This window comes from Eikenella glucosivorans, assembly GCF_016025525.2.
Taxonomy (GTDB): Bacteria; Pseudomonadota; Gammaproteobacteria; order Burkholderiales; family Neisseriaceae; genus Eikenella; species Eikenella glucosivorans.
Map to the genome: position 1 here is coordinate 23095 of NZ_JACSGR010000008.1, position 25781 is coordinate 48875.

At 61.2% G+C, this 25781-nt stretch carries 27 protein-coding genes; 12 read left to right on the plus strand and 15 right to left on the minus strand.

The window, feature by feature from the left end:
- The first annotated feature begins 151 nt into the window (after nt 1–151).
- The 3 genes from fabD to dut all read left to right on the plus strand — a co-directional run bounded on the left by fabD (nt 152) and on the right by dut (nt 2443).
- Nucleotides 152–1078 (plus strand): ACP S-malonyltransferase, encoded by a 927-nt coding sequence (fabD, locus tag H9Q10_RS10645; RefSeq protein WP_197903962.1) that lies wholly within the window; start codon nt 152–154, stop codon nt 1076–1078.
- Nucleotides 1079–1146: 68 nt separating this feature from the next.
- Entirely contained in the window at nt 1147–1893 is a 747-nt protein-coding gene (gene fabG / locus H9Q10_RS10650) for a 3-oxoacyl-ACP reductase FabG (RefSeq protein ID WP_197903963.1), read from the plus strand.
- Nucleotides 1894–1990: 97 nt separating this feature from the next.
- Nucleotides 1991–2443, plus strand: coding sequence for a dUTP diphosphatase (gene dut / locus H9Q10_RS10655; RefSeq protein WP_197903964.1), 453 nt, complete (start codon nt 1991–1993; stop codon nt 2441–2443).
- Between the two features lie 152 nt (nt 2444–2595).
- Here dut and H9Q10_RS10660 read toward each other — a convergent pair whose 3' ends face one another.
- From H9Q10_RS10660 to ribH, 8 genes are all read right to left on the minus strand, one after another.
- Nucleotides 2596–3879: a DUF945 family protein gene (locus tag H9Q10_RS10660; RefSeq protein WP_197903965.1), complete on the minus strand. Its 1284-nt coding sequence runs from the start codon at nt 3877–3879 to the stop codon at nt 2596–2598.
- A gap of 177 nt (nt 3880–4056) precedes the next feature.
- A complete protein-coding gene (locus tag H9Q10_RS12355; RefSeq protein WP_197903966.1) occupies nt 4057–5109 on the minus strand; it encodes a uracil-DNA glycosylase in 1053 nt (350 codons plus the stop codon).
- On the minus strand, nt 5103–5546 hold the full coding sequence (gene rimI, locus H9Q10_RS10670) for a ribosomal protein S18-alanine N-acetyltransferase (protein WP_197903967.1): 444 nt from the start codon (nt 5544–5546) through the stop codon (nt 5103–5105). The genes H9Q10_RS12355 and rimI overlap by 7 nt, the downstream gene beginning before the upstream one ends.
- On the minus strand, nt 5543–6277 hold the full coding sequence (gene tsaB, locus H9Q10_RS10675) for a tRNA (adenosine(37)-N6)-threonylcarbamoyltransferase complex dimerization subunit type 1 TsaB (RefSeq protein WP_197903968.1): 735 nt from the start codon (nt 6275–6277) through the stop codon (nt 5543–5545). Before tsaB ends, rimI begins: the two co-directional genes overlap by 4 nt.
- Nucleotides 6278–6293: 16 nt before the next feature.
- Nucleotides 6294–11087, minus strand: coding sequence for an NAD-glutamate dehydrogenase (locus tag H9Q10_RS10680; protein WP_197903969.1), 4794 nt, complete (start codon nt 11085–11087; stop codon nt 6294–6296).
- Nucleotides 11088–11319: 232 nt separating this feature from the next.
- Nucleotides 11320–11799, minus strand: a complete 480-nt coding sequence (locus tag H9Q10_RS10685; RefSeq protein ID WP_197903970.1) for an FKBP-type peptidyl-prolyl cis-trans isomerase — start codon at nt 11797–11799, stop codon at nt 11320–11322.
- Nucleotides 11800–12040: 241 nt separating this feature from the next.
- Nucleotides 12041–12475 (minus strand): transcription antitermination factor NusB, encoded by a 435-nt coding sequence (gene nusB, locus H9Q10_RS10690; RefSeq protein WP_197903971.1) that lies wholly within the window; start codon nt 12473–12475, stop codon nt 12041–12043.
- A gap of 39 nt (nt 12476–12514) precedes the next feature.
- Nucleotides 12515–13000: a 6,7-dimethyl-8-ribityllumazine synthase gene (gene ribH, locus H9Q10_RS10695; RefSeq protein ID WP_197903972.1), complete on the minus strand. Its 486-nt coding sequence runs from the start codon at nt 12998–13000 to the stop codon at nt 12515–12517.
- A gap of 260 nt (nt 13001–13260) precedes the next feature.
- On the opposite strand from ribH, the gene H9Q10_RS10700 reads away from it, so the two are divergent.
- The 7 genes from H9Q10_RS10700 to H9Q10_RS10730 all read left to right on the plus strand — a co-directional run bounded on the left by H9Q10_RS10700 (nt 13261) and on the right by H9Q10_RS10730 (nt 18276).
- Complete coding sequence (locus H9Q10_RS10700; RefSeq protein ID WP_197903973.1) at nt 13261–13761, plus strand: dihydrofolate reductase; 501 nt, start codon at nt 13261–13263, stop codon at nt 13759–13761.
- 25 nt (nt 13762–13786) lie between these two features.
- Nucleotides 13787–14818 carry a tetraacyldisaccharide 4'-kinase gene (gene lpxK, locus H9Q10_RS10705; protein WP_197903974.1) on the plus strand — a complete coding sequence of 344 codons (1032 nt, stop codon included), beginning with the start codon at nt 13787–13789 and terminating at the stop codon, nt 14816–14818.
- Nucleotides 14819–14953: 135 nt separating this feature from the next.
- Nucleotides 14954–15364, plus strand: a complete 411-nt coding sequence (locus H9Q10_RS10710; protein WP_197903975.1) for a hypothetical protein — start codon at nt 14954–14956, stop codon at nt 15362–15364.
- Between the two features lie 140 nt (nt 15365–15504).
- Complete coding sequence (locus tag H9Q10_RS10715; RefSeq protein ID WP_197903976.1) at nt 15505–15687, plus strand: Trm112 family protein; 183 nt, start codon at nt 15505–15507, stop codon at nt 15685–15687.
- Nucleotides 15684–16463: a 3-deoxy-manno-octulosonate cytidylyltransferase gene (gene kdsB / locus H9Q10_RS10720; RefSeq protein WP_197903977.1), complete on the plus strand. Its 780-nt coding sequence runs from the start codon at nt 15684–15686 to the stop codon at nt 16461–16463. Before H9Q10_RS10715 ends, kdsB begins: the two co-directional genes overlap by 4 nt.
- Before the next feature lie 188 nt (nt 16464–16651).
- Entirely contained in the window at nt 16652–17335 is a 684-nt protein-coding gene (locus tag H9Q10_RS10725; protein ID WP_420841862.1) for a DUF1287 domain-containing protein, read from the plus strand.
- A 200-nt stretch (nt 17336–17535) separates the two neighbouring features.
- Complete coding sequence (locus H9Q10_RS10730) at nt 17536–18276, plus strand: pseudouridine synthase (RefSeq protein WP_197903978.1); 741 nt, start codon at nt 17536–17538, stop codon at nt 18274–18276.
- A 257-nt stretch (nt 18277–18533) separates the two neighbouring features.
- On the opposite strand, the gene H9Q10_RS10735 is transcribed toward H9Q10_RS10730, so the two are convergent.
- Complete coding sequence (locus H9Q10_RS10735) at nt 18534–19757, minus strand: aspartate kinase (protein ID WP_197903979.1); 1224 nt, start codon at nt 19755–19757, stop codon at nt 18534–18536.
- A gap of 356 nt (nt 19758–20113) precedes the next feature.
- Between H9Q10_RS10735 and H9Q10_RS10740 the strand changes: the two genes are divergently transcribed.
- Nucleotides 20114–21016, plus strand: a complete 903-nt coding sequence (locus H9Q10_RS10740; protein WP_197903980.1) for a LysR family transcriptional regulator — start codon at nt 20114–20116, stop codon at nt 21014–21016.
- Between the two features lie 337 nt (nt 21017–21353).
- On the opposite strand, the gene H9Q10_RS10745 is transcribed toward H9Q10_RS10740, so the two are convergent.
- From H9Q10_RS10745 to H9Q10_RS12270, 6 genes are all read right to left on the minus strand, one after another.
- On the minus strand, nt 21354–21920 hold the full coding sequence (locus tag H9Q10_RS10745) for a hypothetical protein (RefSeq protein WP_197903981.1): 567 nt from the start codon (nt 21918–21920) through the stop codon (nt 21354–21356).
- A gap of 70 nt (nt 21921–21990) precedes the next feature.
- Complete coding sequence (locus H9Q10_RS10750) at nt 21991–22881, minus strand: lipid A biosynthesis lauroyl acyltransferase (protein WP_197903982.1); 891 nt, start codon at nt 22879–22881, stop codon at nt 21991–21993.
- A 486-nt stretch (nt 22882–23367) separates the two neighbouring features.
- Nucleotides 23368–24105: a bifunctional demethylmenaquinone methyltransferase/2-methoxy-6-polyprenyl-1,4-benzoquinol methylase UbiE gene (gene ubiE / locus H9Q10_RS10755; RefSeq protein WP_197903983.1), complete on the minus strand. Its 738-nt coding sequence runs from the start codon at nt 24103–24105 to the stop codon at nt 23368–23370.
- Nucleotides 24106–24142: 37 nt separating this feature from the next.
- Nucleotides 24143–24319: a hypothetical protein gene (locus H9Q10_RS10760; protein WP_197903984.1), complete on the minus strand. Its 177-nt coding sequence runs from the start codon at nt 24317–24319 to the stop codon at nt 24143–24145.
- Complete coding sequence (locus tag H9Q10_RS10765) at nt 24307–24708, minus strand: gamma-butyrobetaine hydroxylase family protein (protein ID WP_197903985.1); 402 nt, start codon at nt 24706–24708, stop codon at nt 24307–24309. The genes H9Q10_RS10760 and H9Q10_RS10765 overlap by 13 nt, the downstream gene beginning before the upstream one ends.
- A gap of 35 nt (nt 24709–24743) precedes the next feature.
- Complete coding sequence (locus H9Q10_RS12270; RefSeq protein WP_274381502.1) at nt 24744–24869, minus strand: hypothetical protein; 126 nt, start codon at nt 24867–24869, stop codon at nt 24744–24746.
- Nucleotides 24870–24985: 116 nt separating this feature from the next.
- Here H9Q10_RS12270 and nadE point away from each other — a divergent pair, with 116 nt between their 5' ends.
- Complete coding sequence (gene nadE / locus H9Q10_RS10770) at nt 24986–25774, plus strand: NAD(+) synthase (RefSeq protein ID WP_197903986.1); 789 nt, start codon at nt 24986–24988, stop codon at nt 25772–25774.
- Nucleotides 25775–25781 lie beyond the last annotated feature (7 nt).

Consider the following 25781-nt stretch of genomic DNA (forward strand, 5'->3'; position numbering starts at 1 on the left):
GAGGCTACCTGAAAATACGGCATGCTGTTTTTCAGGTAGCCTTTTGCAGCGGCAAACCGATATGAGGCTACCTGAAAAATCCGAATCGCTTTTCAGGTAGCCTGTATGATGCCAACACACTCTCCCTCTCTTTATCAGATAAGGAAACCCCATGTCTTTTGCCTTTTTCTTTCCCGGCCAAGGCTCGCAGAGCCTGAACATGATGGCCGGCTTCGACGGCGTATCCGTGGTGCGCCAAACTTTTGACGAAGCCTCCGCCGCGCTGAATCAGGATTTGTGGGCGATGATGAACGGCGAAGACGCCGCCCTCATCGGCCAAACCGTGAACACCCAGCCGCTGATGCTGGCCGCCGGTGTGGCCACTTACCGCGCCTATCTCGAAGCAGGCGGCAAAGCGCCCGCCGCCGTGGCCGGGCACAGCTTGGGCGAATACAGCGCCTTGGTGGCCGCCGGCAGCCTGGATTTTGCCGATGCCGTGCGCCTGGTGCGCCTGCGCGCCGAGCTGATGCAGTCGGCCGTGCCGCAGGGGCAGGGCGCGATGGCCGCCGTGTTGGGCTTGGAAGACGATGCCGTGCGCCAGGTTTGCGCCGCTGCCGCGCAAGGGCAGGTGGTGGAGGCAGTGAACTTCAATTCGCCCGGCCAGGTGGTGATTGCGGGCGACGCGGCCGCGGTGGAACGCGCCATGGCCGCCGCCAAGGAAGCCGGTGCTAAACGCGCGCTGCCGCTACCCGTGTCGGTGCCTTCGCATTGTAGCCTGATGAAACCCGCTGCCGAAAAGCTGGCCGCCGCGCTGCAAAACGTGGCTTTGCAGGCGCCGCAAATCCGCGTGGTGAACAATGTGGATGTGGCTTCTTATGCCGACCCGGCGCAAATCAAAGATGCGCTGGTGCGCCAGCTCTACAGCCCGGTGCGCTGGACGGAAACCGTGGCGCTCCTGGTGCGCGAAGACCTTGCCGAATCTGCCGAGTGCGGGCCGGGCAAAGTGTTGGCCGGCCTGGCCAAACGCATCGACAAAGCCGCCGCGTGCGCCGCGCTCACCTCGCAGGAAGCGGTGGACGCGTTTGTCGCCGCGCATTGATTTTCAGGTAGCCTCAAACGCTTAGAGGCTACCTGAAACCCCATTTCCCACTGAAAAGGAATCCCAATATGCTTACCCAAAATCTCTCTCAGAAAATTGCCTTGGTTACCGGGGCTTCGCGCGGCATCGGCGCGGCCATTGCCGCCACGCTGGCGCAGGCAGGCGCTACCGTTATCGGTACCGCTATTACCGAAGAAAGTGCCGCCGCCGTCGGCCGGCAGTTGGCGCAATGGCAGGGGCATGGCCGCGTGCTGGAAATCAACGAAGCAAACAGCATTGAAAACCTGATTGCCGGCATCGAAAAAGAGTTTGGCAAATTAGACATCTTGGTGAACAATGCCGGCATCACTCGCGATAACTTATTGATGCGCATGAAAGAAGAAGAGTGGGACGATATCATGCAGGTTAATCTCAAATCCGTGTTCCGCGCCAGTAAAGCCGTGTTGCGCGGCATGATGAAGCAGCGCGGCGGCCGCATCATCAGCATCACCTCCGTGGTGGGCGCCATGGGCAACGCCGGCCAGAGCAACTATGCCGCTGCCAAAGCGGGCCTCATCGGCTTTTCCAAATCCCTGGCGCGCGAAGTGGGCAGCCGCGGCATTACTGTCAACTGCGTGGCTCCCGGCTTCATCGATACCGCCATGACCCAAGCCTTGCCGGAAGAAGTCCGCGCCGCGTTCACCGCCCAAACTTCACTGGGCAAATTCGGCGAAGCAGACGATGTGGCCGCCGCCGTGTTGTTCCTCGCCTCCGAGCAGGCGCGCTACATCACCGGTCAAACCCTGCATGTGAACGGCGGTATGCTGATGCCTTAAGCTGCAGGGCAGCCATATTTTCAGGTAGCCTGCCGCAGGGCATTAGGCTACCTGAAAATTTATTTTCTTTGAAATTCAAATCGTTATAGAGGAAGTCATGAAGCCCACAGTCGAACTCAAAATCCTCAACCCCAAAATGCAAGGCCACCTGCCACACTACGCCACCCCCGGCGCAGCCGGCCTCGACCTGCGCGCCTGCCTGGACGAAGCTATTGAGCTCGCCCCCGGTGCCACCTGCCTCGTGCCCACCGGCATCGCCATCCACCTGGCCGACCCCGCCTACGCCGCCATGATCCTCCCACGCTCCGGCCTTGGCCACAAAAACGGCATCGTGCTCGGCAACTTGGTGGGCCTGATCGATTCCGACTACCAGGGCGAGCTGAAAATTTCGCTGTGGAACCGCAGCGGTGAGCCCTTCACCATTGAGCCAATGGCGCGCGTAGCGCAGATGGTGGTTGTGCCGGTGGTGCAGCCCGTGTTTCAAGTGGTGGACGAGTTTGCCGAAAGCTTGCGCGGCGAAGGCGGCTTCGGCAGCACCGGGCGGATGTGAGGCGGCAAACGCTGGGTTGTTTTGATTTGGCGGCATATGTTTTCAGGTAGCCTTTTGTGAGAGAGGCTACCTGAAAATTTGTCGGCAACATTGGAGCGTAAACGGCTACCTGAAAATGGTTTCAGGTAGCCGTTTGCTGTGTGGTTGCGGGCTTAGGGTTGTGTGTAGCTTAGGCGGATGGTGTCGCCTTCCTGTGTGGCGCCGGGCTGGGCGAGCAGTTTGTCGATAATCTGCTGGGTGTCGGCTTCGCTATAGCTGCTGTTGGACCAGTCGGCGAAAGCGTGGCCGGCGGCGCTGATGAAACCTTTGCTGATGCGGATGTCGGCGCGGTATTGCAGTTTACTCAGCAGGGTGCCGGGTTTGACTTGGTCGAGGTTGGCGTATTGGCCAGGGGGCAGGGTGAGCTCGGCGTCAGCGGTGAGCGGGGCACCGTCGAGCTTGATTTGGTTGCCTTGGGCTTGGATGCTCAGGCCGCTGTTGAGCACGGCAGTGGCGATTTCGCCAAACTGGGTTTTAAGTTCTTGCTGCGGGATGCAGCTGCTGCGCTGGCGCGCCATGAGGTCGCTGAAGGCTTGCACGGTGGGGGTGGTGAGGCCGTTGAGCTCGGTGTTGAGGCGCAGGTCTTGGATGGTGTGCTTGCTGTTTTGTTGGGTGAATTCGATGCTTTGGATATCGAATCGGCTGCTCCAGCCCAGGGTTTGGCCGCTTACAGTTTGGCTGCTGGTGCTTTTTAGGTTATTCAGGACGATGCTGTTGCCGGGGGTGCTGCTGAAACTGAGGGAGGCGAGGGTGGTTTCGGCGCTGCCGGATTGGAGGCTGCCGTGGCCGAGGAAGGCGTTTCGGCTGCGGTGGCTGATGTTTTGCAGGGAGAAGGTGGCACGCTCGGCTTTGACTTGGATGGAGGGGATGCTGAACTGCACTTCGTCGGGCACGAGTTCGTCGTTTTCTTTGTGCAGGCTGGCGCGGCCGCTGATGACCTGCCAGGTGATGGTGGTGCCGTCTCTCTGCACGCTGCGGCCGGGTACTTGGATATCGGTTTGCACGCTGCCATTCCAGGAGATGCGGCGGCGGGCATCAAGCAGGAAGCCTTCGGGCAGTATGCTGTTTAGCTCTTGGGAATCGGAAACGATATAGACTTTGGTGTCGATCTGATAGCCGGCGAAGGAGCGGCGCAGGGTGTCGGTGCCGCGGATGGTGATTTTCTGCTCGGGGCGGCAGGGGTCGGGCAGGAAGTCGCCCTGCCATTGTGCGGTGCCGGAGAAGGCGCCTAGGTCGGTTTGTGCTTGGAAGTTGGCCAGGCCGAAGGAGCGCTGCATGAGCTCGGGGGAATAGACGGTGTCGGTGAGCCGTTTGTCGGCGTAGAGGCTGCCGCCTGCGGCTGTGCCGCCAATGAGGATGATGCCGGCTAGGCCGCCGATGAGGATTTTTTTGTTCATGATGGGGTGTTTTTCGGGGCGTTGGGAACGGTTTTATTTTAACAGAAAGGATGTTTGCCGGAGCTGCCTGAAAAAAGTGGGGCAGATCATGGCAAATTTCCGAGCTGATAGAACTTTGCTGCATGATGTTTTCAGGTAGCCTGCCGTGCCGGAAGAGGCTACCTGAAAAGGAGGGCATCAGCTTTTGGACAGATAGTGTTGCAGCTGTTTGAGCGTGGCCCAGGCTTGGGTTTTGAGCTCGGGCTGGCGCAGCAGGATGGCAGGGTGGGGGACGATGAAGGCGGGGGCGCCCGGGGCGATTTGGGCCGAGAGCCATTGCTGCACGGGGTCGTAGAAGCTGTTGCCGAGCAACAGCAGGGCTTGCGGCCGCACCCAGGCGGCTTCTTGGCGGATGAAGGCGGCACAGCGCACTTGCTCTTCGGGCGTGGGCTTAAGGGAGACGCGGGGGGTGCAGCGCTGCCAGGCGGTGCGGAAAACCTGTTCGGGCGCGAGGTGGATGGCGGCGAGCATATTGTCGAGCAGGAGGCCGTGGCGGCCGGCGAGAAGCTGGCCGGCTTCGTCGTCGCTGGGGGCGGGGTTGCGGCTGATGACCATGAGTTTGGCGGGGATGCTGCCGCGGCCGCTGAGGGCTTGTTTGCGTTCGCTGTGCAGGGGGCAGGCGGTACAGTCGGCGGCGTGCTGTTGCAGGCTTGCGGTATCGGCGAAGGCGGGGGCAGGCTGCTCAGCCCACAGTTTTTGCACGAGGGCGAGGGGGCTGGGGGCGGTTTGGCGGTGGGTTTCGTTGCGGTAGGGCTGCGGGGTGGCAACGGCGGCAAGTACGTCGGCGCGGTGGCCTTGCGGGGGCGGTGCGGTTTTGGCGGGGCGGGTTTGGTTACGCAGAAACTCACTTCGTTCGTTTTTGCTTCGCAGAAACTCGCTTCGTTCGTTTTCAGGTAGCCTGTTTTCTGTGCGGGGTGTGGGAGAGGGGTGGCTTTCCTGGTGCCGGATGTGGTTAGGTAAATCATCACCTGCATTTTGGCCGGACGGAAGCCTGCCGTTTTTGCTGCGCAGCAACTCGCTTTGCTCGTTTTGGCGAAACTTGCTTTGCTTGTTTTTGCTTCGCAGAAACTCACTTCGTTCGTTTTCAGGTAGCCTTTGGCTGTCGGCGGGGATGACGTGCGCGCTGCGTTTGAGCCACAGGGGGCCGAGGCCGAGGGCTTGGTGCAGGTGCAGGTAGCGGCTGCTCAGCATGGTTTCTCCATCAGCATGGCGTCTTCGCGGCTGCCGTCGGGGCGGGGGTAGTAGCCGGGGCGGCTGCCGCAGGGGATGAAGCCGTGGTGTTGATACAGGGCGAAGGCGGCGCGGTTGCTGCTGCGCACTTCGAGGAAGATGCGGCGGATATTTTTGGCGGCGGCCTGCTTCAAGAGGTGGCCGAGCAGCAGGGTGGCCACGCCTTGGCGGCGCCAACCGGGGGCAGTGTCGATGAGGTGCAGTTCGGCTTCGTCGAGCACGGTTTGCCACACGATGAGCCCGGCCAACTCTTTGCCTTGTTCGGCCAGCAGCACGGTTTCATTGGCGTGGCCGATGCAGGCGGCAAATTGTTTTTCCGACCAGGGGGAGGGGTTGCATTGGGCATCGAGGGCGGCCAGGGCGGCGCTGTCGTTCGGGCGGGCGAGGCGGACGATCATGCGGCGCCTTTTCTGGCTGCCTGCTCGGCGGCAGTGAGGGCAACTTTGTTTCGCACGTAGAGCAGCTCGGCTTCGGCGGCGCTCACGGCAGGATAGCGGCCGGAGGCGGCAAGCGCGAGGTAATGTTTGGCGGTGGGCATGTCTGGGCGGCCGGGGAAGGGCGGCGGCTCGGGCAGGGCGAAGGCGTTGCCGATGCCGATGATACCGGTATGCTTGAGGCTACCTGAAAAATGAGTATCTGTATTTTGGCCCGGCTTGTTTTTTTCAGGTAGCCTGATGTCGGCGGCTTTGCCGACACGGTAGCTGCTGAGGCGTTGCCCAGTTTGGGTGTCGAACCAGGCGTAGAACACTTCGCCCATGCGCGCATCGGTGGCGGCCAGCACGGCAGCCTGGCCGGGGCACAGCGAGGCGACGGCGTCGAGGCAGGGAATGGGGATGAGCGGGATGCCAAAAGGGGCGGCCAAACCTTGTGCCACGCCGGCACCGATACGCAGGCCGGTGAAGGCACCGGGGCCTTGTGCATAGGCGATGGCGGCCAAGTCGGCCACGGCCAGCCCGGCTTCGTCCAGCAGCGCGGCAATCTGCGGCAGGATGAGCTCAGACTGGCGGCTGCCGGTTTCCTGATGGAACAGGCGGGTATGGCCTCCGTGCCGCAGCGCCAGCGACAGCCACTGGGTGGAGGTGTCGATGGCGAGCAGCGGGCGGCTGCCGTGGAGGGGGGTGTTGCTCATGCGTGGTTCACGCCTTTCAGGCCGGGTGGACGATTTTGGCCAGATTGCGCACCAGTGCGGCGAGCATGGATAAATCGGCCGGTTCGTATTGCTGCATGTCGGCAATCTGGCTGCGGGCGGCAGCGATTTTGGCAGCGGCGTGGCCGTTGCTGCCGGCCTGCAGGAAGTCGTGGGTGAGCGCCAGGTGGAGCCGGGTGGCATCTTCGTAGATCGCCAGGCAGGCCTGCAGCTGCCATTGGTTGCCGCGTGGCAGCTTGGCGATGGCGCGGTAGATCCAGCTCATGTTCAGCCGTTCGGACAGCATGAAATAAGCTTTGGCTACGGTTTCCACGGGTTTGCTCAAATCAGCGGCCAAATCCACTACGGCCAGCACGTTGGCGGCAAAGGGCAGGCGCGCGAGCTCGGCGGTTTCCTGTGCGTTGAGCACGCCGTAGCCGCTCAGGCGGGCTTCGCGTTCGGCGATGCTGGGGTGCTCTTCGGCTTGAATGCGGGCGGGCAGCTGCTGCATGAATTCGGCGGTTTGCGCGCGGTATTGCGTGATGAGGTTGCCGAGGTTAGAGAAAGGGCGTTTGCTGCGCAGCAGCTGGCCGGCCACGTGGCTGATGAGCTCGGCCACATCGGCAATCAGGCGTATCTGGGCTTCGGCGGGCAGGCGGTTGTCGAAGGCTTGGATGGCTTGGAAGCGGGCTTCGCCGTCGAGCAGTTGGTCGGCCGCCCAGTAGGCGCGCACCACGTCGGGCACGGAGGCTTGGTTTTCTTCGCTGCAACGCTGGATGAAGTGCGGGCCCATGCGGTTGATGATGCGGTTGGCCAGCTGGCTGGCGATGATTTCGCGCTTCAGGTAGTGATGCTGCATTTCGGTGCCGTACTGCTGTTGCAGCGGGGCGGGGAAATAGCGGATCAGGGCGGGCAGGAAATTGGGGTCGTCGGGGATGTCGCTACCGAGGATGGCGTCTTGGCAGTGCATTTTGCTGTAGGAAAGCAGCACGGCCACTTCGGGGTTGCTCAGGCCTTGACCTGCGGCGGCGCGGCGCTGGATTTCGGCCTCGTCGGGCAGGAATTCCACGGCGCGATCCAGGGCGGCGTGCTCTTCGAGATAGCCGATGAGGTTGGCGGCGGTTTTCAGGTAGCCTGAAGGGTTGAGCTGGGTCACGGAGAGGGCTTGGGTTTGCAAGTAGTTGTCTTGCAGCACCAGTTGCGCTACTTCGGCGGTCATCTGCTTGAGCAGCTCGTCGCGCTCTTCCTGCGGCAGGCGGCCGGCACGCACGGCTTCACCGAGCAGAATTTTGATGTTCACTTCGTGGTCGGAGCAATCCACGCCGGCGGAATTGTCGATGGCGTCGGTGCAGCAGCGGCCGCCGTTTTGCCAGTATTCGATGCGTCCGAGTTGGGTGGCGCCGAGGTTGCCGCCTTCGCCCAGCACTTTGGCACGCAGCTCGCCGCCGTTCACGCGCACTTCGTCGTTGGCTTTGTCGCGGGCGTCGGCGTGGCTTTCGGCGGCGGCTTTGATGTAGGTACCGATGCCGCCGTTGTAGAGCAGCTCGACGTCGGCTTTGAGCAGCTCGCGGATCAGCTCGTTGGGCGTGAGGCTGTCGGCTTCGATGCCGAGCCAGGCTTTCACTTCGGGTGTGATGGTGATGGATTTGGCGCTGCGTTCATACACGCCGCCGCCTTGGGAAATCTGCGAGCGGCTGTATTTTTCCCAACCGCCGCCGCTTTGGAACAGGCGTTTGCGCTCGTCGAAGCTTTTGGCGGCGTTCGGGTTGGGGTCAATGAAGATGTGGCGGTGGTTGAAGGCGGCTTGGAGGCGGATGTGTTCGCTCAGGAGCATGCCGTTGCCGAACACGTCGCCGCCCATGTCGCCGATGCCGACTACGGTGAAGTCTTCGTTTTGGATGTCTTTGCCCAAGTGGCGGAAGTGGCGTTTCACCGATTCCCAGGCGCCGCGGGCGGTGATGCCCATGCCTTTGTGGTCGTAGCCGGCACTACCGCCGGAAGCGAAGGCGTCGCCGAGCCAGAAGCCGTGTTCGGCGGCGAGGGCGTTGGCGGTGTCGGAGAAGGAGGCGGTGCCTTTGTCGGCGGCCACTACCAGGTAGGGGTCATCGCCATCGCGGCGGTGCAGATGCGGCGGGGGCTCGATGCCTTCGGCGGTGCGGTTGTCGGTGAGGTCGAGCAGGGCGTTGATGAAGATGCGGTAACAGGCCACGCCTTCTTTCAGGTAGCCTTCGCGGTCGGCAGCGGCATCGGGCAGCTGTTTGCACACGAAGCCGCCTTTGGAGCCGCTGGGCACGATCACGGCGTTTTTCACCATCTGCGCTTTCACCAGGCCGAGCACTTCGGTGCGGAAATCGTCGAAACGGTCGGACCAGCGCAGGCCGCCGCGCGCCACTTTGCTGCCGCGCAGGTGGATGCCTTCCACGCGCGGGCTGTACACCCAAATTTCGAACATGGGGTGTGGCTTGGGTAGGAAGGGGATGTCTTTGGATTTGATTTTCAGGCTGATTTCGGGTTTCAGGTAGCCCGCTTCATCTTTTTGCCAGAAGTTGGTGCGGCACACGGCGAGGATGACGGTGCGGAAGGCGTTAATGATGCGTTCGTCGTCGAGCGCGGGCACGTCGGCCAAGAGGCCGGTGAGCTCGCTGTTGACCATCAGCGCACGGTTGTCGTCGGCCTCTTCCGGATGCAGGCGGGCGGCAAACAGCTCAGTCAGCTTGGCGGCAATGGCGCCGTGCCGGATGAGGGTTTGCTCTATGCGCTCTTGGCTGAAAGGCAGGGTGGCCTGTTTCAGGTATTTGGAAATGGCGCGCAGCAGCACGCTGTTGCGCCAGGAAATGCCGGCGGAGAGTACCAAGGCATTGAAACGGTCGTTTTCCACGCGGCCGGCCCAGATTTCGGCAAATAGGGCGGGCAGCTCGGCAGCGGCGGCCGCCCCGCCTTCGGCTGTTTGATGTATCGGTACGCTGGCGGCGGCTGAAAAATGGGTGAGGCCGACGGCGGCGTCTTCGGTGTAGAGCGTGTAGGGTACGGCGGTGTGCACGCTTAAGCCCATGTTTTCCACCAGCGGCAGGGTTTGCGACAGGCTGGGGCTGACTTGCGGCGTGTAGAGGCGGAAGGAATAGGGTGCCACTGGGTTGTCTTGTGCGGTGAAAGTGACCACCACGGGCTGCTCGTTGGAGAGTTGGGCGGCGTGTTTCAAATCGGCGATGGCCTGTTCGGGGCCAAAGGCTTCGCGGTAGGCGGCGGAGAAGGGTCCGTTTGCTTCGGCGTGGGCGGTGGGTTGGGCTGCGGCCTGGAGTGCCGGGGCAGGTTCGGGCGCGGTGTGTTGCGGCGCAGTTTGCGATTCGGCGGCGGGCGCGGCTTCGGTGGCGTTATCGGCCTCGGTATTTTCTGCCAGGCGGGCAACGTGTTGTTCCAGTTCGGCGGAACTGAAGCCGGGCAGGCGTGCGGCGCTGGTGTGGCACAGGAATTGTGCACAGGCCAGCGGGCTGTCGTCGGCCAGCTGTATGGAGAATTCGCAGTTGTCGGCGGCGAGCGCGGTTTTCAGGTAGCCTGCTATGCGGTGGCACAGGCGGCTGTCGAACTGCTCTTTGGGCAGGTAGCACAGCACGGAAACATAGCGTTTGAACAGGTTGGCACGGGCAAACAGGCGCACGCGCGGGCGCTGGCTCAGGGCGAGCAGGCCGCCCAGGGCTTCAACAAGTTCACCCTCGCCGGTTTCAAACAGTTCGTCGCGCGGGTAGCTTTGCAGCAGGTGGCGCAGGCTGCGGTCGTTGTGGCTGCCGTCTTCGAAGGCGAAGTGTTTGAGTGCGTGTTCGGCTTTGCGGCGCAGCACGGGGATGTCCCAAATGCTGCCGGTGTAGGTGGGGGAGGTGTAGAGGCCGATGAAGCACCATTGGCCGATCACTTGGCCGCTGGCGTTTAGTTTCTGGATGCCCACCAGGTTGTAGTAGGCGGGGCGGTGGATGCGGCTGCGGTGGGAGGAGCGGTCGAGCAGCAGGCGGTCACTGTGCAGCCATTGTTTTTTGTCGGCATCGGAGAGGGCGGCGAAGTTGTCGGCCAGGAAGCGGCTGTTGTTTTGGGTGAGGATGCCTTGCGCGGTGTCGGCTTTGGGCTGCAGGCGCGGGCTGCCCGACTGGTTCACCAAATCGTATTCGCAGAAGCCCATCAGCAGGAAATTGCGGTCGGCCAGCCAGCTGAGGAAGGAGATGATTTCGGCGTCTTGGCTGCGGCCTTCGTTTAAAATCATCTGGTTCACCAGCAGGAGCTGGCCGCGCAGTTTGTGTTCGCTGGCGGCCACCATGCCCAGTTCGGCCAGCAGCAGGCGGATTTTGTCGGCCAGTTCCTGATCTTGTGCGGCTTCGGCTCCTTCTAAATAGAAGGCGGCCAGCACTTCTTTGCCGCTGCCTTCGAGCGCTTCGGTCTGGATGGCGGCGGCTTGGCCGCTGTCGTTGCGTTTGATGTGCCACAGGCTGTGCAGTACGGCCAGTGGGGGGCGCTGCTCGCGTTGGAGCAGCATCAGCAGGGAATCCAACAGGAAGGGGGTGTCGTCGGCCACGATTTCCACCAAGGTGTGCTGCACGGTGTCGCCGGTGGGCGATACGCGCACCACGGCTTTGCCGGCGGCGCGGGGCTCTTGCGCGAGTTTGCGGTGCGAATCGGCAGCAGCCACGAGGGAGTCGTCGCTGTAGCGGGCGAGGTCGGCAAAGTCGGCCTGCCGGTAGTAATCGGTGAGGAAGGGGAGGAAGTCTTCCGCGAAATTCTGTTGGCGGGCGCTGTCTTGCAGGCGCAAAACCGGGGCGGGCAGGTTCATGAAACGGCTCCTCTGAATTGTTGGAATGGTGTGGGGGAAAACAGCTTGCTTTAATCTGCCGTATGATACGCGAGTTGGCATTTTTCAGGTAGCCTGGGGCGGTTTTCAGGTAGCCTTTTGGACAAAAATGTATCGCTTGTTTGATGCGGGAGACGTGATGGGCTGAGACGGAAAACAAATCCGCCCGCGGCGGCGGATGCCGGGCGGGCGGATTGGTTGGTTGCTTGGCGTGTTAGTGGTGGTGGCCGTGTTCGCCGTGCACATGGCCGTGGGCGATTTCTTCGGCGGTGGCGGCGCGCACGTCGCTCACTTTGGCTTTGAAGCGCAGCTTCATGCCGGCCAGCGGGTGGTTGCCGTCAACCACGGCTTTGCCGTCGGCGATGTCGGTAACACGGTAAACGATGGCATCGCCGGTGGCGGGGTCATCTGCTTCAAACATCATGCCGACTTCCACTTCCACGGGGAAAACATCGAGCGGCTCGATGCGCACAAGCTCGGGGTCTTGTTCGCCGAAGGCATCATCGGGCTGGAGGGTGATGTCGATTTCGTCGCCCACGGCTTTGCCGTGCAGCGCTTCTTCCACCAGGGGGAAAATGCCGTCGTAGCCGCCGTGCAGGTAGGCGATGGGCTCTTCGGTTTGGTCGATGAGCTGGTTGTTGGCGTCAAACATTTCGTAATGCAGGGTTACTACGCTGTTCTTTTCGATATTCATGGCAATCTTTCCTGCCGAGTGGTTGAGAAGGCCGCATTGTACCGCATTGGGGGCGGATGCCCAAATATTGGATTTTGCGGAGGTTAATGGAAAGTTAGGGTATTTGAAGATATGTAAAGTTTGGGCGGCTGAGGCGGGATACGTAAGGGTTCGGATGGGGAAGGCTACCTGAAAAACTGGCAGGTTTTGGCTTTGCTGAAGCCAACGTTTTCAGGTAGCCTGCCGTGATGGGTAAGGATGCTTAGCCGCGTTTAGGGTCGTTGGGGCGCAGCTCGGCGGCGAGTTTGTCGAGGATGCCGTTCACAAATTTGTGGCCGTCGATGCCGCCGAAGGTTTTGGTGACTTCGATGGCTTCGTTGATGATGACGGGGTAGGGTGTTTCGGGCATGTCGCGCAGTTCGAAGGCAGCGGCCAGGAGTACGGCGCATTCGATGGGGCTGAGGTCTTTTTTGTCGCGGTCGAGCAGGGGGCGGATGATTTGCATCAGCTCGCTGCGCTTGGCTTGCACGCCGAAGAACACGGCGGTGAAGAGCTCGTTGTCGGCTTTGGCGAAGTGTTCGTTTTCGCGGATGTTTTTGGCTACATCGGCGGTGGGCAGGTCGTTGAGTGCGGCCTGATACAGTGCCTGTACGGCGAATTCGCGCGCGCGGCGGCGGGCGGTTTTGTTGGGCTTCATATCGGTTTTCCTGATTGTGCGGCTGGCAGCGCGGTGGGGCTAGACGAGGGCGTCGGGCAGTTCGCCGTCGGCGGGGTTGAGGCGGCGCAGCAGATTGGCGCATTCCACGGCCACGATGGCGGCTTCGGCGGCTTTGCTTTGGATGCGCGCGTGAGCCTGTTCATCGTTTTCGGTGGTGAGGATGGCGTTGGCAATGGGGATGTTGAAATCCAGCCCCACGCGGCTGATGCCGGCGGCGGATTCGTTTGACACCAGCTCGAAATGGTAGGTTTCGCCGCGGATCACGGCGCCGAGCGCCACCAGTGCGTTGAAGCTGCGCGATTGCGCCATATTTTGCAGCGCCAGCGGCACTTCCAGCGCACCGGGCACGGTGGCGATGGTGATGTTGCTGTCGGGCACGCCCAGCTCAACCAGTTTTTTGGTGCACACTTTGAGCATGGCGCTGCCGATTTCGTTGGAAAAACGTGCCTGTATGATGCCGATGTGCAGGCCGGTGCCTTGGTGGTCTGGGGGGATGATGGTCATGTCCGCTGCTCCGTGATGAGTAAAATAACAAAGCGGCATGCGCCGCAGGGAAGCGCGGATTTTACACCAAAGCGCGCGTTTTGGGGCTGTGAAGGCGGGAGGCTTGCGTTACAATGGCGGCGCTTTGCTTTAACTTTTTAGCGTTGCAGAAATTCCCCCCCTTGGCTGTGCCAAGATTTCGTTTGGGCGAAACGCTCTTTGCCCGGTTTGGCTTCGTTGGAGCCCATGCTTCCGCTTCGCTTATTTTCAGGTAGCCTCAAATGCAAACCATCACCCTCATCGCCGCCGTGGCCGACAATGGTTGTATCGGCAGCGGCAACGCCATGCCCTGGCATATTGCCGAAGATTTCGCCTTTTTCAAGCGCTACACGCTGGGCAAGCCGGTGGTGATGGGGCGCAAAACCTGGGATTCGCTGCCCAAAAAGCCGCTGCCCGGGCGGCGGAACATCGTGATCACCCGCCAGGGCGCCTGGCAGGCCGAAGGTGCCGAGCGGGCTGAAAGTTTGGCCGGCGCGCTTGCCCTACTGGCCGATGCGCCCGAAATCATCATCATGGGCGGCGCGCAGATTTACACCCAAGCCCTGCCGCTGGCCACCGATCTGCGCCTCACCGAAGTGCGGCTCACGATAAACGGCGATGCCTTCTTCCCCGACTTTTCCCCCGTCGAGTGGCAGGAAGCCGAACGCAGCAGCCATACCGCCGCCGCCAACGGCATCCGCTTCGATTTCGCGCACTACCGCCGCGTGCCGCAGGCTACCTGAAAACGCTTAAAAGGCTACCTGAAAAATGCTGCACCGCCTGATTGAAAACCACTGGCGCACACCCAATCCGCTGCTCACGCCGCTATTGTGGCCTTTAGCTCGGCTGTTCGGCATACTGGCGGCACGGCGGCGCGCAGGCTACCTGAAAGGCAGGCGGCACAGCGAAAAGCTGCCCGTGCCTGTGGCGGTGGTGGGCAACATCCAGGCCGGCGGCAGCGGCAAAACGCCCGTGGTGCAGGCCTTGGCGCTGGCCTTGCAGACACGCGGCATCCGCGTGGGCATCATCAGCCGCGGCTACGGGCGCAGCGGGCGCGGTGTGCATGTTTTAAGCAGCGAAAGCACCGCCGCCCAAGCCGGCGACGAGCCATTGCTGCTGCACCGCAGCACCGGCGCCCCCACCGCCGTGGGCAACCGACGCGCAGAAGCGGGCAGGGCACTTTTGGCCGCGCACCCCGAAGTGCAAATCATCCTGGCCGACGACGGCCTGCAGCACTACGCCCTGCAACGCGATTTCGAGCTGGCCGTGTTCCCCGCCGCCGAGGTGGGGCGGCGGCTGGATTTGCTGCCGCACGGCAATCTGCGCGAGCCCTTGCAGCGCTTGGAAAGCGTAAACGCCGTGCTGCTGGCCAACAGCACGCCCAAAAGCCCCATGCCGGATTGGCGGCTGCCGCCCGAAGTGTTGCTCTGCCGCAGCCGGCTGCAATGCGGGCAAGTTTACCGCCTGCACCGCCCGCACGAGCTGCTGCCTGAAGGCTACCTGAAAAACCGCCGCGTGATCGCCGCTGCCGCCATTGCCAAGCCGGAGCGTTTCTTTGCAGAACTGGCGCGACTGGGCATCGAACCCGTGCGACAAATCGCGCTGCCCGACCACGCCGCCTGGCAGCTTGCCGACCTGCCCGAGGCCGATTGCTACATCGTGACCGAGAAAGACGCGGTGAAGCTCGCCGCCGACAAAGCGAGGGAAGCGTGGGTGCTGCCCGTACGCGCCGAACTGCCGGAAGAATTGGTGCAGGCCGTGATCCGCCGTTGCCTGCCCGGCCTGATTGAGGCTACCTGAAAACTTTATCCGCTCTCCCATATAGAGAGGGCGGCAAACCAAGGGCAGCACACCATGCAAATTATTTTTCAGGTAGCCTCCAATTCACTGAAGGCTACCTGAAAAAAGTAAGCCGCCCAATCGAAAGGAAGATTTATGCGCCGACACCTTACCCTGTCCGCCCTGGCCTGCCTGCTGCCGCTGCCCGCGCTGGCCGATATTCCGCAAAGCCGCGACACGCAATGTTTTCAGGTAGCCGCCAACGGCAAAATCGGCCGTGCGCAAACCTGCCGCGCGGAAGCGGTGGGTTCCGCGCCGCGCCCGAACCTGCCAGACACCCGCTCGCTCCGCTACCAAATCGGCAGCCGCAGCTACCCGTTTTCCGCCGACTACGACACCGAGCGCCAAAGCTGGCAGCCGCGCTACCAGGGCCGGCCGCTTACCGTGTACTACCGCAACCGCGCCTTCCGCCGCCTAGCCGCCGACGGCACCGCCGCCCGCTACGTTTGCTTCCGCGCCCCGGGCATACATTTTTGTTCGCGCAAACTGCCCGCGCCGTTTTGGTAAACTTGAGGCTACCTGAAAGCGTGAGCTTCAACGAAGTTAAAACGACGTTGCCGCAGGCAGCAGAGTTTCTGCGAAGCTAAAGCGTGAGCTTCAACGAAGTTAAAACCGTTCCGCCCAAATCATTGAGAGAAACACCGACCATGGATAAAAAATACCTCGACATCCTCGTGTGCCCGCTCACCAAAAGCCCGCTCGAATACCACGCCGCGCGCCAAGAGCTGTGGAGCCGCCAAGCCCGGCTCGCCTTCCCCATCCGCGACGGCATCCCCGTGATGCTGGAAAACGAAGCCCGCCCCCTCACCGACGAAGAATTGCACGCATGAGCACCCCGTTCACCGTCATCATCCCTGCCCGCCTCGCCTCCAGCAGGCTACCTGAAAAAGCCCTGGCCGACATCGCCGGCAAGCCCATGGTGGTGCGCGTGGCCGAACGCGCCAGGCTGAGCGAAGCGCAGCGCGTCGTCGTGGCCACCGACCACGCCGCCATCGCCGCCGCCTGCTCCGAATACGGCATCGAAGCAGTGCTCACCGGCAAAGAACATACCAGCGGCACCGCCCGCCTGGCCGAAGCCGCCCTGCTCTTGGGCATGGCCGACGAAGACATCGCCGTCAACGTGCAGGGCGACGAGCCGCTGATCGATCCCGCCCTCATCAACCGCACCGCCGAGCTTCTGGGCAGCGGCAGCGCGCAAATGGCCACCGCCGCCCACCCGATTGCTGATGCCGCCGAATTCCTCAACCCCAACTGCGTGAAAGTGGTGCTCGACCAGCGGCGCAACGCCCTCTATTTCAGCCGCGCCCCCATCGCTTGGCCGCGCGATGCCTTTGCCGACAAGCAAACCGCGTTGCCCGAAGGCTACGCCCCGCTGCGCCACATCGGCCTGTATGCCTACCGCGTGGGCTTCCTACACCAATACGTCGGCCTGCCGCCCTCGCCACTGGAAGCCATCGAATCGCTGGAGCAGCTGCGCGTGTTGTGGCACGGCGGCAAGATTGCCGTAACCGTGTGCGACAACGCCCCCGCCGCCGGCGTGGACACCGCCGAAGATTTGCAGCGCGTGCGCGACTGGTTTGCACAACACCCCGAAGAGGCTACCTGAAAATAAATAGCTCGGCTGAGCAAAGCCAATATGGTTTAGCTTCTTTGAAGCTTTGTTTTAGCTTCGCAGAAACTCTGCTGCCTGCGGCAACGTCGTTTTAACTTCGTTGAAGCCCACGCTTTCAGGTAGCCTGTTCTCCCGAGACAGCTTGCCTCCGCCTTGAACGACCGATTTTAAGGAGTTGTGTTATGCGTTTGCTCTGCCGCGTTGGTTTCGCCGCTCTCCTGATTGCCGCTGCCCTCTCTGCCGCTTATTTTGCGAACGCCACCCGCTCGCCGCACAATCCCGATGCCCGCGCTAAAGCTGTTCGCCTGCCTGAAACCATGCCGCCGCCCGCATCGGCACAGATCGGCAATGCGGATAGGGCGCCGCCCATCGTCCGCGCCGCCCGCAGCCAAATCGGCCAAACCGTGCGCTACGACCCCGCCTACACTGCGCTGGATTATCCGATGGGCGATGTGCCGATGGCAAAAGGCGTGTGCACCGATGTGGTGATTCGCGCACTGCGGCAGCAGGGCATAGACTTGCAGCAGTTGGTTCACCAAGACATGAAAGCGAATTTTTCCACCTACCCGAACCGCTGGGGGCTGAAACGCCCCGACCCGAATATCGACCACCGCCGCGTGCCGAATCTGGAGGTTTATTTCACTCGGCACGGCTGGGCGGTGCAAGACGGATACCGCGCGGGCGACATTGTTACCTGGCGGCTGGCGGGCAGCAGGCTGCCGCACATCGGCATCGTATCTGACCGCAAACATGGTGATACACCATTGATTATCCACAATATCGGCGCAGGCACTCGCGAAGAGGACATCCTGTTTCGCTACGAAATCGTCGGCCATTTCAGGCAGCCCGCCAATGTGGCGCCGTGAAGTGGTAACGCGACCAAGCCTGATGCTGTTTTTCAGGTAGCCCTTACCCGAGAGTCTACCTAAAAGCGATGTTTGGCTAAGCTAAAGCTGAGTTTCTGCGAAGTTGAAAACCGCTTGGGCTGCTATTTCTGTTTTTCAGGTAGCCTTCTCACCCAAGCAAGCTACCTGAAATTAACATTTGCCTAAATAAAGAAACGAATATGACCACCCAAGACAACACCGTCCGCCTTTCCAAACGCATGGCCGAGCTCGGCCTCTGCTCCCGCCGTGAAGCCGATGCCTATATCGAGCGCGGCTGGGTGAGCGTGAACGGCGAAAAAGCCGTGCTCGGCCAGAAAGTGGGTGCGGGCGACCGCATCGAGCTGCACCGCGCCGCGCACGAAGAGCAGGCCGGGCGCGTTACCATCCTGCTGAACAAACCCGTGGGTTTCGTGAGCGGGCAGGCCGAAAAGGGCTACCGCAGCGCCGCCGAGCTGATCACCGAGGCCAACCGTTGGCCGGAAGACCGCAGCCCCCAAAGATTCAAAGCGGCGCAGCGCCAAGGCCTCGCCCCGGCCGGCCGGCTGGATATCGATTCGGTCGGGTTGCTCGTGCTCACGCAAGACGGCCGCGTGGCCAAAAGCCTGATCGGTGAAAACAGCGGGGTGGAAAAAGAATATCTGGTGCGCGTGAAGGGTACACTTTCCGATGAAGGCCTGCGCCTGCTCAACCACGGCCTGAAGCTCGATGGCGAGGCACTGCGCCCGGCCAAGGTGTCGTGGCAAAACCAAGACCAGCTGCGGTTTGTGTTGAAACAGGGCAAGAAGCGGCAAATCCGCCGCATGTGCGAGCTGGTGGGGCTGCGCGTGGTGGGGCTCAAGCGCATCCGTATCGGCAAGGTGAAACTTGGCGCGCTGCCGCCGGGGCAGTGGCGCTATCTGGCGCCGCACGAGCGGTTTTGATTGGAATGGGAGTAAGCAAGAGGCTGGTTGAAGCTTTCAACCAGCCTCTTGCTTTGGAGTGGGATGTCCTGGTGTTTCGATGGGTAGGCCGGCGAGGTGGCCGCAGCTGCGGGTTTCCCTGTGCGGGGAGGCTGCCTGAAAATCAAAATCCGATATTCACTTCGTTGAAGCTGAAGTTTTCAGGTAGCCTTCCGCAGTGATGGGAGGCTACCTGAAAAATAAAATGCCCGGGCTGGGTGGCACGGGCATGGTAGGTTTTATTGGCGGTCGAGACCGAAGGCTTTGTGCAGCACGCGGGTGGCGAGCTCGAGGTATTTTTCGTCGATGAGCACGGACACTTTGATTTCGGAGGTGGAAATCAGCTGGATGTTGATGTTTTCTTCGGCCAGGGTGCGGAACATGGTGGCGGCCACGTCGCTGTGCGAGCGCATGCCGATGCCGACGATGGATACTTTGCACACGGTGTCGTCGCCGTCAATGCCGGCCGCGCCGATGCTGTCTTCCACGGCTTTCAAAAGTTCGAGCGTGTGGCGGTAGTCGCCGCGCGATACGGTGAAGGAGAAATCGGTGGTACCTTCTTCGCCGGCGTTTTGGATGATCATGTCCACTTCGATGTTGGCGGCGGATACGGCGCCGAGAATCTGATAGGCGATACCGGGCTTGTCGGGCACACCGCGCACGTTGATGCGGGCTTGGTTGCGGTCGAATGCGATGCCGGATACGATGGCTTGTTCCATATTGGGGTCTTCCTCATAAGTAATCAGGGTGCCTTCGCCGCCTTCGGCGAGGCTGCTCAATACACGCAGGCGGACTTGGTATTTGCCGGCAAATTCCACCGAACGGATTTGCAGCACTTTGCTGCCCAAGCTGGCGAGTTCGAGCATCTCTTCAAACGACACGGTGTGCATACGCCGCGCTTCGGGTACCACGCGCGGGTCGGTGGTGTAAACGCCGTCCACATCGGTATAAATCTGGCATTCGTCGGCTTTGAGCGCGGCGGCCAGCGCCACGGCGGAGGTGTCGGAACCGCCGCGGCCGAGGGTGGTGATGTTGCCCTCGGCATCCACGCCTTGGAAGCCTGCCACGATCACCACTTTGCCCTGCGCCAAATCGGCGCGCATTTTGCTGTCGTCGATGTATTCGATACGGGCTTTGGTGTGGGCGTTGTCGGTTTGCACCAGCACCTGCCAGCCGGTGTAGCTTTTGGCGGGCACGCCGATGTCTTGCAGCGCCATGGCCAAGAGGCCGATGGTCACCTGCTCGCCGGTAGCGAGGACGACGTCCATTTCGCGCGGGTCGGGGAATTCCTGAATTTCATGCGCCAGCGCAACGAGGCGGTTGGTTTCGCCGCTCATGGCGGATACCACCACCACCACGTCGTGCCCTTCGGCGCGGGTGCGGGCGATGCGTTTGGCAACGTTTTTGATGCGCTCGGAACTTCCCACCGAAGTTCCGCCGTATTTCTGTACCAATAAGGCCATTTGTTGGGATACTCTCTTGAATTTTGCAGCCAACCCGCACTGAAACGCCGGAAGGCGGCAGCGGATTGGCCGTTGGAAGATTGGAAGCGGTTGCCGCGAGGGGCAGGCGGCATTATTGCCAGTTTGGCATAAAAAAACAAGCCTGTTGTGGGTGGGAGTGGCCGGCGGTATGGAAAAGACAGCCTGGCGGCGGAAAATTCCGCCAGCGGCGGGTGGCGGGTTTGCTACAATCTTTAGCAGCCCGTGTGTGAGTTTCGCAGAAAATTTCAGGTAGCCCGCGGGCACAGGCTACCTGAAAAACAGCGCTTATGCGAAGTGAAAAACAACAACCTCCCACAGCCAACAGGAGAAACGTAATGGACATCAAAAGGCTGAAATATTTCTGCACCGTAGTGGAATGCGACAGCTTCACCAAGGCGGCGGAAACGCTGCATATTTCCCAGCCGCCCTTGAGCAAGCGGATACAGGAGCTGGAGCAGGAAATCGGCACCCCGCTGCTATTTCGCGACGGCGGGCGTATCCGCCCCACGCCCACCGGATTCTTCCTCTATGAGCGCGCGCTGGAAATCCTGGTGGGCATCGGCAACATCGAGCGCGACACGCTGATTTTCGCCCAACAGCAGCAGCACGTGTTGCGCATCGGGCTCACCCATCTCTATCAGAAATATTTCACCCCGCTGATTATGGCCATCCGCCGCCATTATGCCGACACGGAAATCAACGTGCTGGTGTCCGATTCCAGCCATTTGGAAACGCTACTGAACAACCAGCTGGTGGACATCGCGCTGATCCAGCAGCCGAAACGGCTGGAGCGCTACCGCTATCTGGCGCTGCCGGCGGTGCGGCTGGTGGCCGTGGTGCACCGCAGCCTGCTGCCGGAAGGCGCGCCCGAAGCGATGACGCTGAAACAGCTGGGCGCGCTGCCGCTGATTCTGCTGCGGCGCAGCAGCGGGGTGGGCACCTTTGAGCAGCTGATGGATCGGCTGCATAAGAGCGGCATCGTGCCGAAGGTGATCATGCACGTGTCGCAGCCGAGCGTGATTGTGGATTGGATCGAGTCGGGCATCGAGGCGGCGGCGCTGCTGCCGGAATCGGAAGTGTGCCCGCAGCAGCTGCGGCACAGCGTGCCGGTGCGGGTATTGCCCGACCCGCAGGTGTTTTTCCCGGCGCTGGTGAAGCTGACCACCACGCCGGAAATCCGCGGACTGGAGGAGGTGATGGCAGACGGCTATCCGTTTGTGGCGCCGCGTTGCGGATGAGGGCGGGCGGGGTTTTCAGGTAGCCATCCTTCCTAACTCACCAGAAAATACCACGCCCGCCCGCCGCGCTAAACCTTCGGCAAGTTTTGACACACAAAAACCACAGCATCCGTTTGGTGCTGTGGTTTGCTATTGGGCGGCACAACAGGCTACCTGAAAATGCGAAACGCCCCCGCTTCTTATGCCCCGCAAAAACTCCGCTTCATACAAAACACCGTATTAACTCCGTTGAAGCTCACGCTTTAGCTTCGCAGAAACTCAGCCTTGCTGCGCAAGACATCGTTTTAACTCCGTTGAAGCTCACGCTTTCAGGTAGCCTTTTCGCGCCCGCACCCGATCAAAACACCAATTTCCCATAAAGCTGCCCCGGCTTGCAGCGGCGGCGGATTTCCTCTGCCACTTTCATCGCCTCGCTGGCGCTGTCGCGCCACAGCCGCGAGCCTTGGCTGGGCAGCGGGCGGATTTTGCCCAAATCCAGCGTTATTTTGTGCGGCAACACGCCTGTTTGACCCGGCTCGCGGTATTGCAGCAGCATCTTGGTGGGGAAATTGCCGCCGCGCAGGTTCACAAATTGCAGCCCGTCGTAGCCGACAAAGCCTTCGCCTGCGCCGGCCAGGCAATAGCGGATGCCTTCTTCTTCCAAACGCAGAAACTGCGGTTTGCCGCCCAAGCGGGCGCGCCGCCGCCACGCGCGTACCGCCAGGCCGAGCGCCACGGCGAGCAATACCAGCAGCAACAATAATATCCACATCACGCGGTGCTGCCGGGTGAGCAGCAGAATCCGGCTGATAACGGACAATAAAGCTGCCGCGCCAAACAGCGTTGCCCAGCCGTTGAGCAGCGTGCTGCCAAATGACCATTCGCACACTTCGCGGCGGGCGGCCAGATAATCGGCATTTTCCATTTTTGTTTTCTTTCATATAGATGAGGCTACCTGAAAAATAATTTTCAGGTAGCCTTTGCCGAGCCAGCGTCTAATCGGCTTTGGCGGGTTTGGCGTAGAAATCGGGGCTGCCTTCGGGGCGGGTTTTGAAGCGTTTGTGCAGCCAGAAATATTGTTCGGGCTGCTCGCGCACGCGCGCTTCGATGAAGTCGTTCATGCGCTGCACGTCGGCGGCGGTATCTTCGCCGGGAAAGTGCTCCCAGGCGGGATAGAAGCGCAGTACGACGCGGCCGTTTGGCTGGCGGGTGGGGATGGCGGGCACGATTTTGGCTTGGGTGAGCGCGGCGATACGGGGAAGGCCGGCGATGGTGGCGGTGGGAATGCCGAAGAAATCGGCGAAGATAGAGTCTTTGCGGCCGAAGTCTTGGTCGGGCAGGTAGAGGAAGGGGGCGGGGTCGGCGCGCAGGTGTTTGATGATGGCGCGCAGGCCTTCGGTGCGGCCGATGAGGAAGACGTTGTTGTAGCGGTGGCGGCCGCGCAGGATTTGGGCATCGAGCGCGGGGTTTTTCTGGTGGGAATACATGCTGGTGAGCGGTACGTCTTGGTTGAGGGCGTATACGGCGAGCTCGAAGGCGGTGAAGTGGGGGTAGAGCAGGATGACTTTGCGCCCGGCGGCGAGTTCGTTGTCGAGATAATGTTTGTCTTGGTAGCGCACCAGGGATTTGAGCCGCTCGGCGCTGCCGTACCAATAGAGGCCGTATTCGAGCACGAGCTTGGCCATGTGGCGGAAGTGGCGCTTGAGCAGGGCTTTGCGTTGTGCTTCGCTTAATTCGGGAAAGCACAGGCGCAGGTTGATTTGGCCGATGCGGCGGCGCGGGGCGACGGCGTAGTAGGCGAGCGTGCCGATGGCGTCGGCCAGCTTTTGGATGGCGGCGAAGGGCAGGAGCTGGATGAGGTAGAGCAGGAAGAAGGCGGCTTTCATGTTGGGTAATCGAAAAGGTTGGCGGGATTACACAGAGGCAGAAGAGGGGAGGCTGTTAGGTAAAGAGAAATAGACAGTTTGGTCGATGTTTCTGGAGCGGGGTTTATCGAACGGTTTATGGTTTAGTTTGTGTGATTTTACAAGAATGAAACCCGCAACACCCCAAACAGCATATCACCGCTCAAACCCGCATGCGGCTTCATGGTGTTCGAACTGTTATCCTGTGGACGGGCAGCCCGGGTAAATTTCTGACCGATACCGTTCTCATACAGAAACCGGGCGGTATTGCCTGCTGCTTTGTCCGATAGGATGGCGACGTATCACTCTCTTGAAAAGTTGTCGATGGCAACAAAAAGATAGTCGCACCTGTCGGGGTTTCCCGGCCGTTGAGCACATGGCGAGCTCGGGAAGGAACGATGTCTTTCTCCGGTGTGTAGGCCAAACAAGAGGGTATTTTTTAGCCTAGCTTGCGTTTCGGTATTTTCCTTAGAATTTCACGCCTTTGTGTAGGGCGACGATGCCGCCGCTCATGTTGTGGTAGTCCACGCTGTCGAAGCCGGCGTTGAGCATCATCTGTTTGAGGGTTTCCTGGTCGGGGTGCATGCGGATGGATTCGGCGAGGTATTGGTAGCTGTCGGCGTCTTTGGCGATGAGCTTGCCCATCAGCGGTAGGAGTTTGAAGGAGTATAGGTCGTAGGCGGGGGCGAGCATTTTGGCGGGCTTGGAAAATTCGAGCACGAGCAGGCTGCCGCCGGGTTTGAGCACGCGCTGCATTTCGCGCAGGGCGGCGTCTTTGTGCGTCATGTTGCGCAGGCCGAAGGAAACGGATACGAGGTCGAAATAGTTATCCGGGAAGGGGAGCTTTTCGGCGTCGCACACGGCCACGGGCAGGATGAGGCCTTCGTTGAGCAGGCGGTCGCGGCCGACGCCGAGCATGGAGGAGTTGATGTCGGTCAGCCACACTTCGCCGCGCTCGCCCACGCGCTTGGCCCAGCCGCGGGAGAGGTCGCCGGTGCCGCCGGCGATATCGAGCACTTTGCCGCCTTTGGGCACGCGGGCGGTACTGATGGTGAAGTGTTTCCACACGCGGTGCAGGCCGCCGGACATAACGTCATTCATGATGTCGTATTTCTTGGCGACGGAGTGAAAGACTTCGGCTACTTTGGCGGCTTTTTCGCTTTCGTTTACGGTTTGGTAGCCGAAATGGGTTTGTTTGTCGGTCATGGGGTGCTTTCAGGTAGCCTTTGGCGGCGGTGGCGGATTAGAGTTGGCCTTTGGTGAAGCGCTCGAAGCAGGTGTCCATGGCGGTTTTAAGTTTGGCTTCGAAGGCTTTGTCGTTTTGGTTTAGGCCGTAGCGGACGAGGTCGCGCTTCCATTGGTTGCGGTCGCTGTAGGTGGCGGCGAGGAGGATGGGCAGGGTGCGCTTTAGTGCGGGCATTTTTTTCCTTTCGGCGGGGAGGCATCTGGTGCGGCGGGTTGGCGGGAGGCGCCGGCTGCTTCTAGGCGGCGCAGGTAGTCGGGCCACATTGTAGCGTATCCGCTTGCCAATTCATACAGGTAGGCCCAGCTGTAAAGCCCGCTGTCGTGGCCGTCGGAGAAGGTGATTTTGAGGGCGTAGTTGCCGGCGGGGGCGAGATCGGTGATGGTGACGCGGGCTTTGCCGGTTTGCAGTTTGGCTTGGCCGCGCCCGTGGCCGCGCACTTCGGCGCTGGGGGAGTAAACGCGCAGGTATTCGGCGGGTAGGGTGTATTCGGTATCGGGGTAAACCAATACGAGGCCTTGGCTGCCGGCTTGCAGGCGGATTTGCTGGGGGATGGGGTGGGGCATGGGGGTCCTTTTTAACTCCGTTGAAGCAGGGGTTTTTAGGTAGCCTTATACAGCGGGCGGAAGAGGCTACCTGAAAAGGATGTCTTGGCGTAGTCGGGACGGGTTTTTGCGAAGCTAAAATAGTGGCGGCTGCTTTTGTGCAGGAGACAGGAGAAGGGCATGCTTGGTTTTCAGGTAGCCTGTGGCGGATTCTAGCAGATTGCCCGGATGGGTTTGGCATTTGGCTTTTTGCCGGATTGGCGATATATTCCCGCTGTTGCCAACATAAGGAACCATCATGCAAACCGAAGCCCTTATCCGACACATCAGCCGCTGGCTGGCCGATTATGCCGTGCGCGCCGGCGCGAAGGGTTTTGTGGTGGGCATTTCCGGCGGGGTGGATTCCGCCGTGGTATCCGCCTTGTGCGCGCACAGCGGGCTGGACGTGTTGTGCCTGGTACTGCCCATCCGCCAGAAGGCCGACCAGCTGGCGCGCGCCCGCGAACACATCGCCGACTTGCAGCACCGTTTTGTGAACGTGCGCAGCCAAACGCTGGATCTTACGCCCACGTTCGAGCAATTCGAGCGCGGCGTGGCCGATACCGCCGCCGCCAGCAAAAACCTCGCCCTGGCCAACACCCGCTCCCGCCTGCGCATGGCTGCCCTTTATTACTACGGCCAAATCAACGGCCTGCTCGTGGCCGGCACCGGCAATAAAGTGGAAGATTTCGGCGTGGGCTTCTTCACCAAATATGGCGACGGCGGCGTGGACCTCAGCCCCATCGGCGACCTGCTCAAAACCCAAGTGTACGCCCTGGCCGAAGCGCTGGAAGTGTCGCCCGCCATCCGCCAGGCCGCACCCACCGACGGCCTGTGGGACGAAGAGCGCACCGACGAGCAGCAGATGGGCGCCAGCTACCCTGAGCTCGAATGGGCGATGGCGCAGAGCGAAGCCGGCCGACGCGCCGAAGAATTTGCCGGCCGCGAGCGCGAAGTGTTTGAGATTTACCAGCGCCTGCACCGCGCCACCCTGCATAAAATCCAGCCTGTCCCCGTGTGTAAAATCCCCAGCGAACTGTTTGATTAAAAGGAAA

Excerpts from the sequence above, each read along its gene's own strand:
- rimI (WP_197903967.1), bottom strand. The coding sequence starts at position 5,546 with ATGATCGTCCGCCTCGCCCGCCCGAACGACAGCGCCGCCCTGGCCGCC.
- H9Q10_RS12355 (WP_197903966.1), bottom strand. The coding sequence starts at position 5,109 with ATGCTGAGCAGCCGCTACCTGCACCTGCACCAAGCCCTCGGCCTCGGC.
- H9Q10_RS10680 (WP_197903969.1), bottom strand. The coding sequence starts at position 11,087 with ATGAACCTGCCCGCCCCGGTTTTGCGCCTGCAAGACAGCGCCCGCCAA.
- H9Q10_RS10700 (WP_197903973.1), top strand. The coding sequence starts at position 13,261 with ATGCAAACCATCACCCTCATCGCCGCCGTGGCCGACAATGGTTGTATC.
- H9Q10_RS10750 (WP_197903982.1), bottom strand. The coding sequence starts at position 22,881 with ATGAAAGCCGCCTTCTTCCTGCTCTACCTCATCCAGCTCCTGCCCTTC.
- H9Q10_RS10735 (WP_197903979.1), bottom strand. The coding sequence starts at position 19,757 with ATGGCCTTATTGGTACAGAAATACGGCGGAACTTCGGTGGGAAGTTCC.
- kdsB (WP_197903977.1), top strand. The coding sequence starts at position 15,684 with ATGAGCACCCCGTTCACCGTCATCATCCCTGCCCGCCTCGCCTCCAGC.
- fabG (WP_197903963.1), top strand. The coding sequence starts at position 1,147 with ATGCTTACCCAAAATCTCTCTCAGAAAATTGCCTTGGTTACCGGGGCT.
- tsaB (WP_197903968.1), bottom strand. The coding sequence starts at position 6,277 with ATGAGCAACACCCCCCTCCACGGCAGCCGCCCGCTGCTCGCCATCGAC.
- H9Q10_RS10730 (WP_197903978.1), top strand. The coding sequence starts at position 17,536 with ATGACCACCCAAGACAACACCGTCCGCCTTTCCAAACGCATGGCCGAG.
- H9Q10_RS10760 (WP_197903984.1), bottom strand. The coding sequence starts at position 24,319 with ATGCCCGCACTAAAGCGCACCCTGCCCATCCTCCTCGCCGCCACCTAC.
- H9Q10_RS10715 (WP_197903976.1), top strand. The coding sequence starts at position 15,505 with ATGGATAAAAAATACCTCGACATCCTCGTGTGCCCGCTCACCAAAAGC.
- H9Q10_RS10765 (WP_197903985.1), bottom strand. The coding sequence starts at position 24,708 with ATGCCCCACCCCATCCCCCAGCAAATCCGCCTGCAAGCCGGCAGCCAA.
- lpxK (WP_197903974.1), top strand. The coding sequence starts at position 13,787 with ATGCTGCACCGCCTGATTGAAAACCACTGGCGCACACCCAATCCGCTG.
- nusB (WP_197903971.1), bottom strand. The coding sequence starts at position 12,475 with ATGAAGCCCAACAAAACCGCCCGCCGCCGCGCGCGCGAATTCGCCGTA.
- fabD (WP_197903962.1), top strand. The coding sequence starts at position 152 with ATGTCTTTTGCCTTTTTCTTTCCCGGCCAAGGCTCGCAGAGCCTGAAC.
- H9Q10_RS10725 (WP_420841862.1), top strand. The coding sequence starts at position 16,652 with ATGCGTTTGCTCTGCCGCGTTGGTTTCGCCGCTCTCCTGATTGCCGCT.
- ribH (WP_197903972.1), bottom strand. The coding sequence starts at position 13,000 with ATGACCATCATCCCCCCAGACCACCAAGGCACCGGCCTGCACATCGGC.
- H9Q10_RS10740 (WP_197903980.1), top strand. The coding sequence starts at position 20,114 with ATGGACATCAAAAGGCTGAAATATTTCTGCACCGTAGTGGAATGCGAC.
- H9Q10_RS12270 (WP_274381502.1), bottom strand. The coding sequence starts at position 24,869 with ATGCCCTTCTCCTGTCTCCTGCACAAAAGCAGCCGCCACTATTTTAGC.
- H9Q10_RS10660 (WP_197903965.1), bottom strand. The coding sequence starts at position 3,879 with ATGAACAAAAAAATCCTCATCGGCGGCCTAGCCGGCATCATCCTCATT.
- H9Q10_RS10685 (WP_197903970.1), bottom strand. The coding sequence starts at position 11,799 with ATGAATATCGAAAAGAACAGCGTAGTAACCCTGCATTACGAAATGTTT.
- H9Q10_RS10745 (WP_197903981.1), bottom strand. The coding sequence starts at position 21,920 with ATGGAAAATGCCGATTATCTGGCCGCCCGCCGCGAAGTGTGCGAATGG.
- H9Q10_RS10710 (WP_197903975.1), top strand. The coding sequence starts at position 14,954 with ATGCGCCGACACCTTACCCTGTCCGCCCTGGCCTGCCTGCTGCCGCTG.
- dut (WP_197903964.1), top strand. The coding sequence starts at position 1,991 with ATGAAGCCCACAGTCGAACTCAAAATCCTCAACCCCAAAATGCAAGGC.
- ubiE (WP_197903983.1), bottom strand. The coding sequence starts at position 24,105 with ATGACCGACAAACAAACCCATTTCGGCTACCAAACCGTAAACGAAAGC.
- nadE (WP_197903986.1), top strand. The coding sequence starts at position 24,986 with ATGCAAACCGAAGCCCTTATCCGACACATCAGCCGCTGGCTGGCCGAT.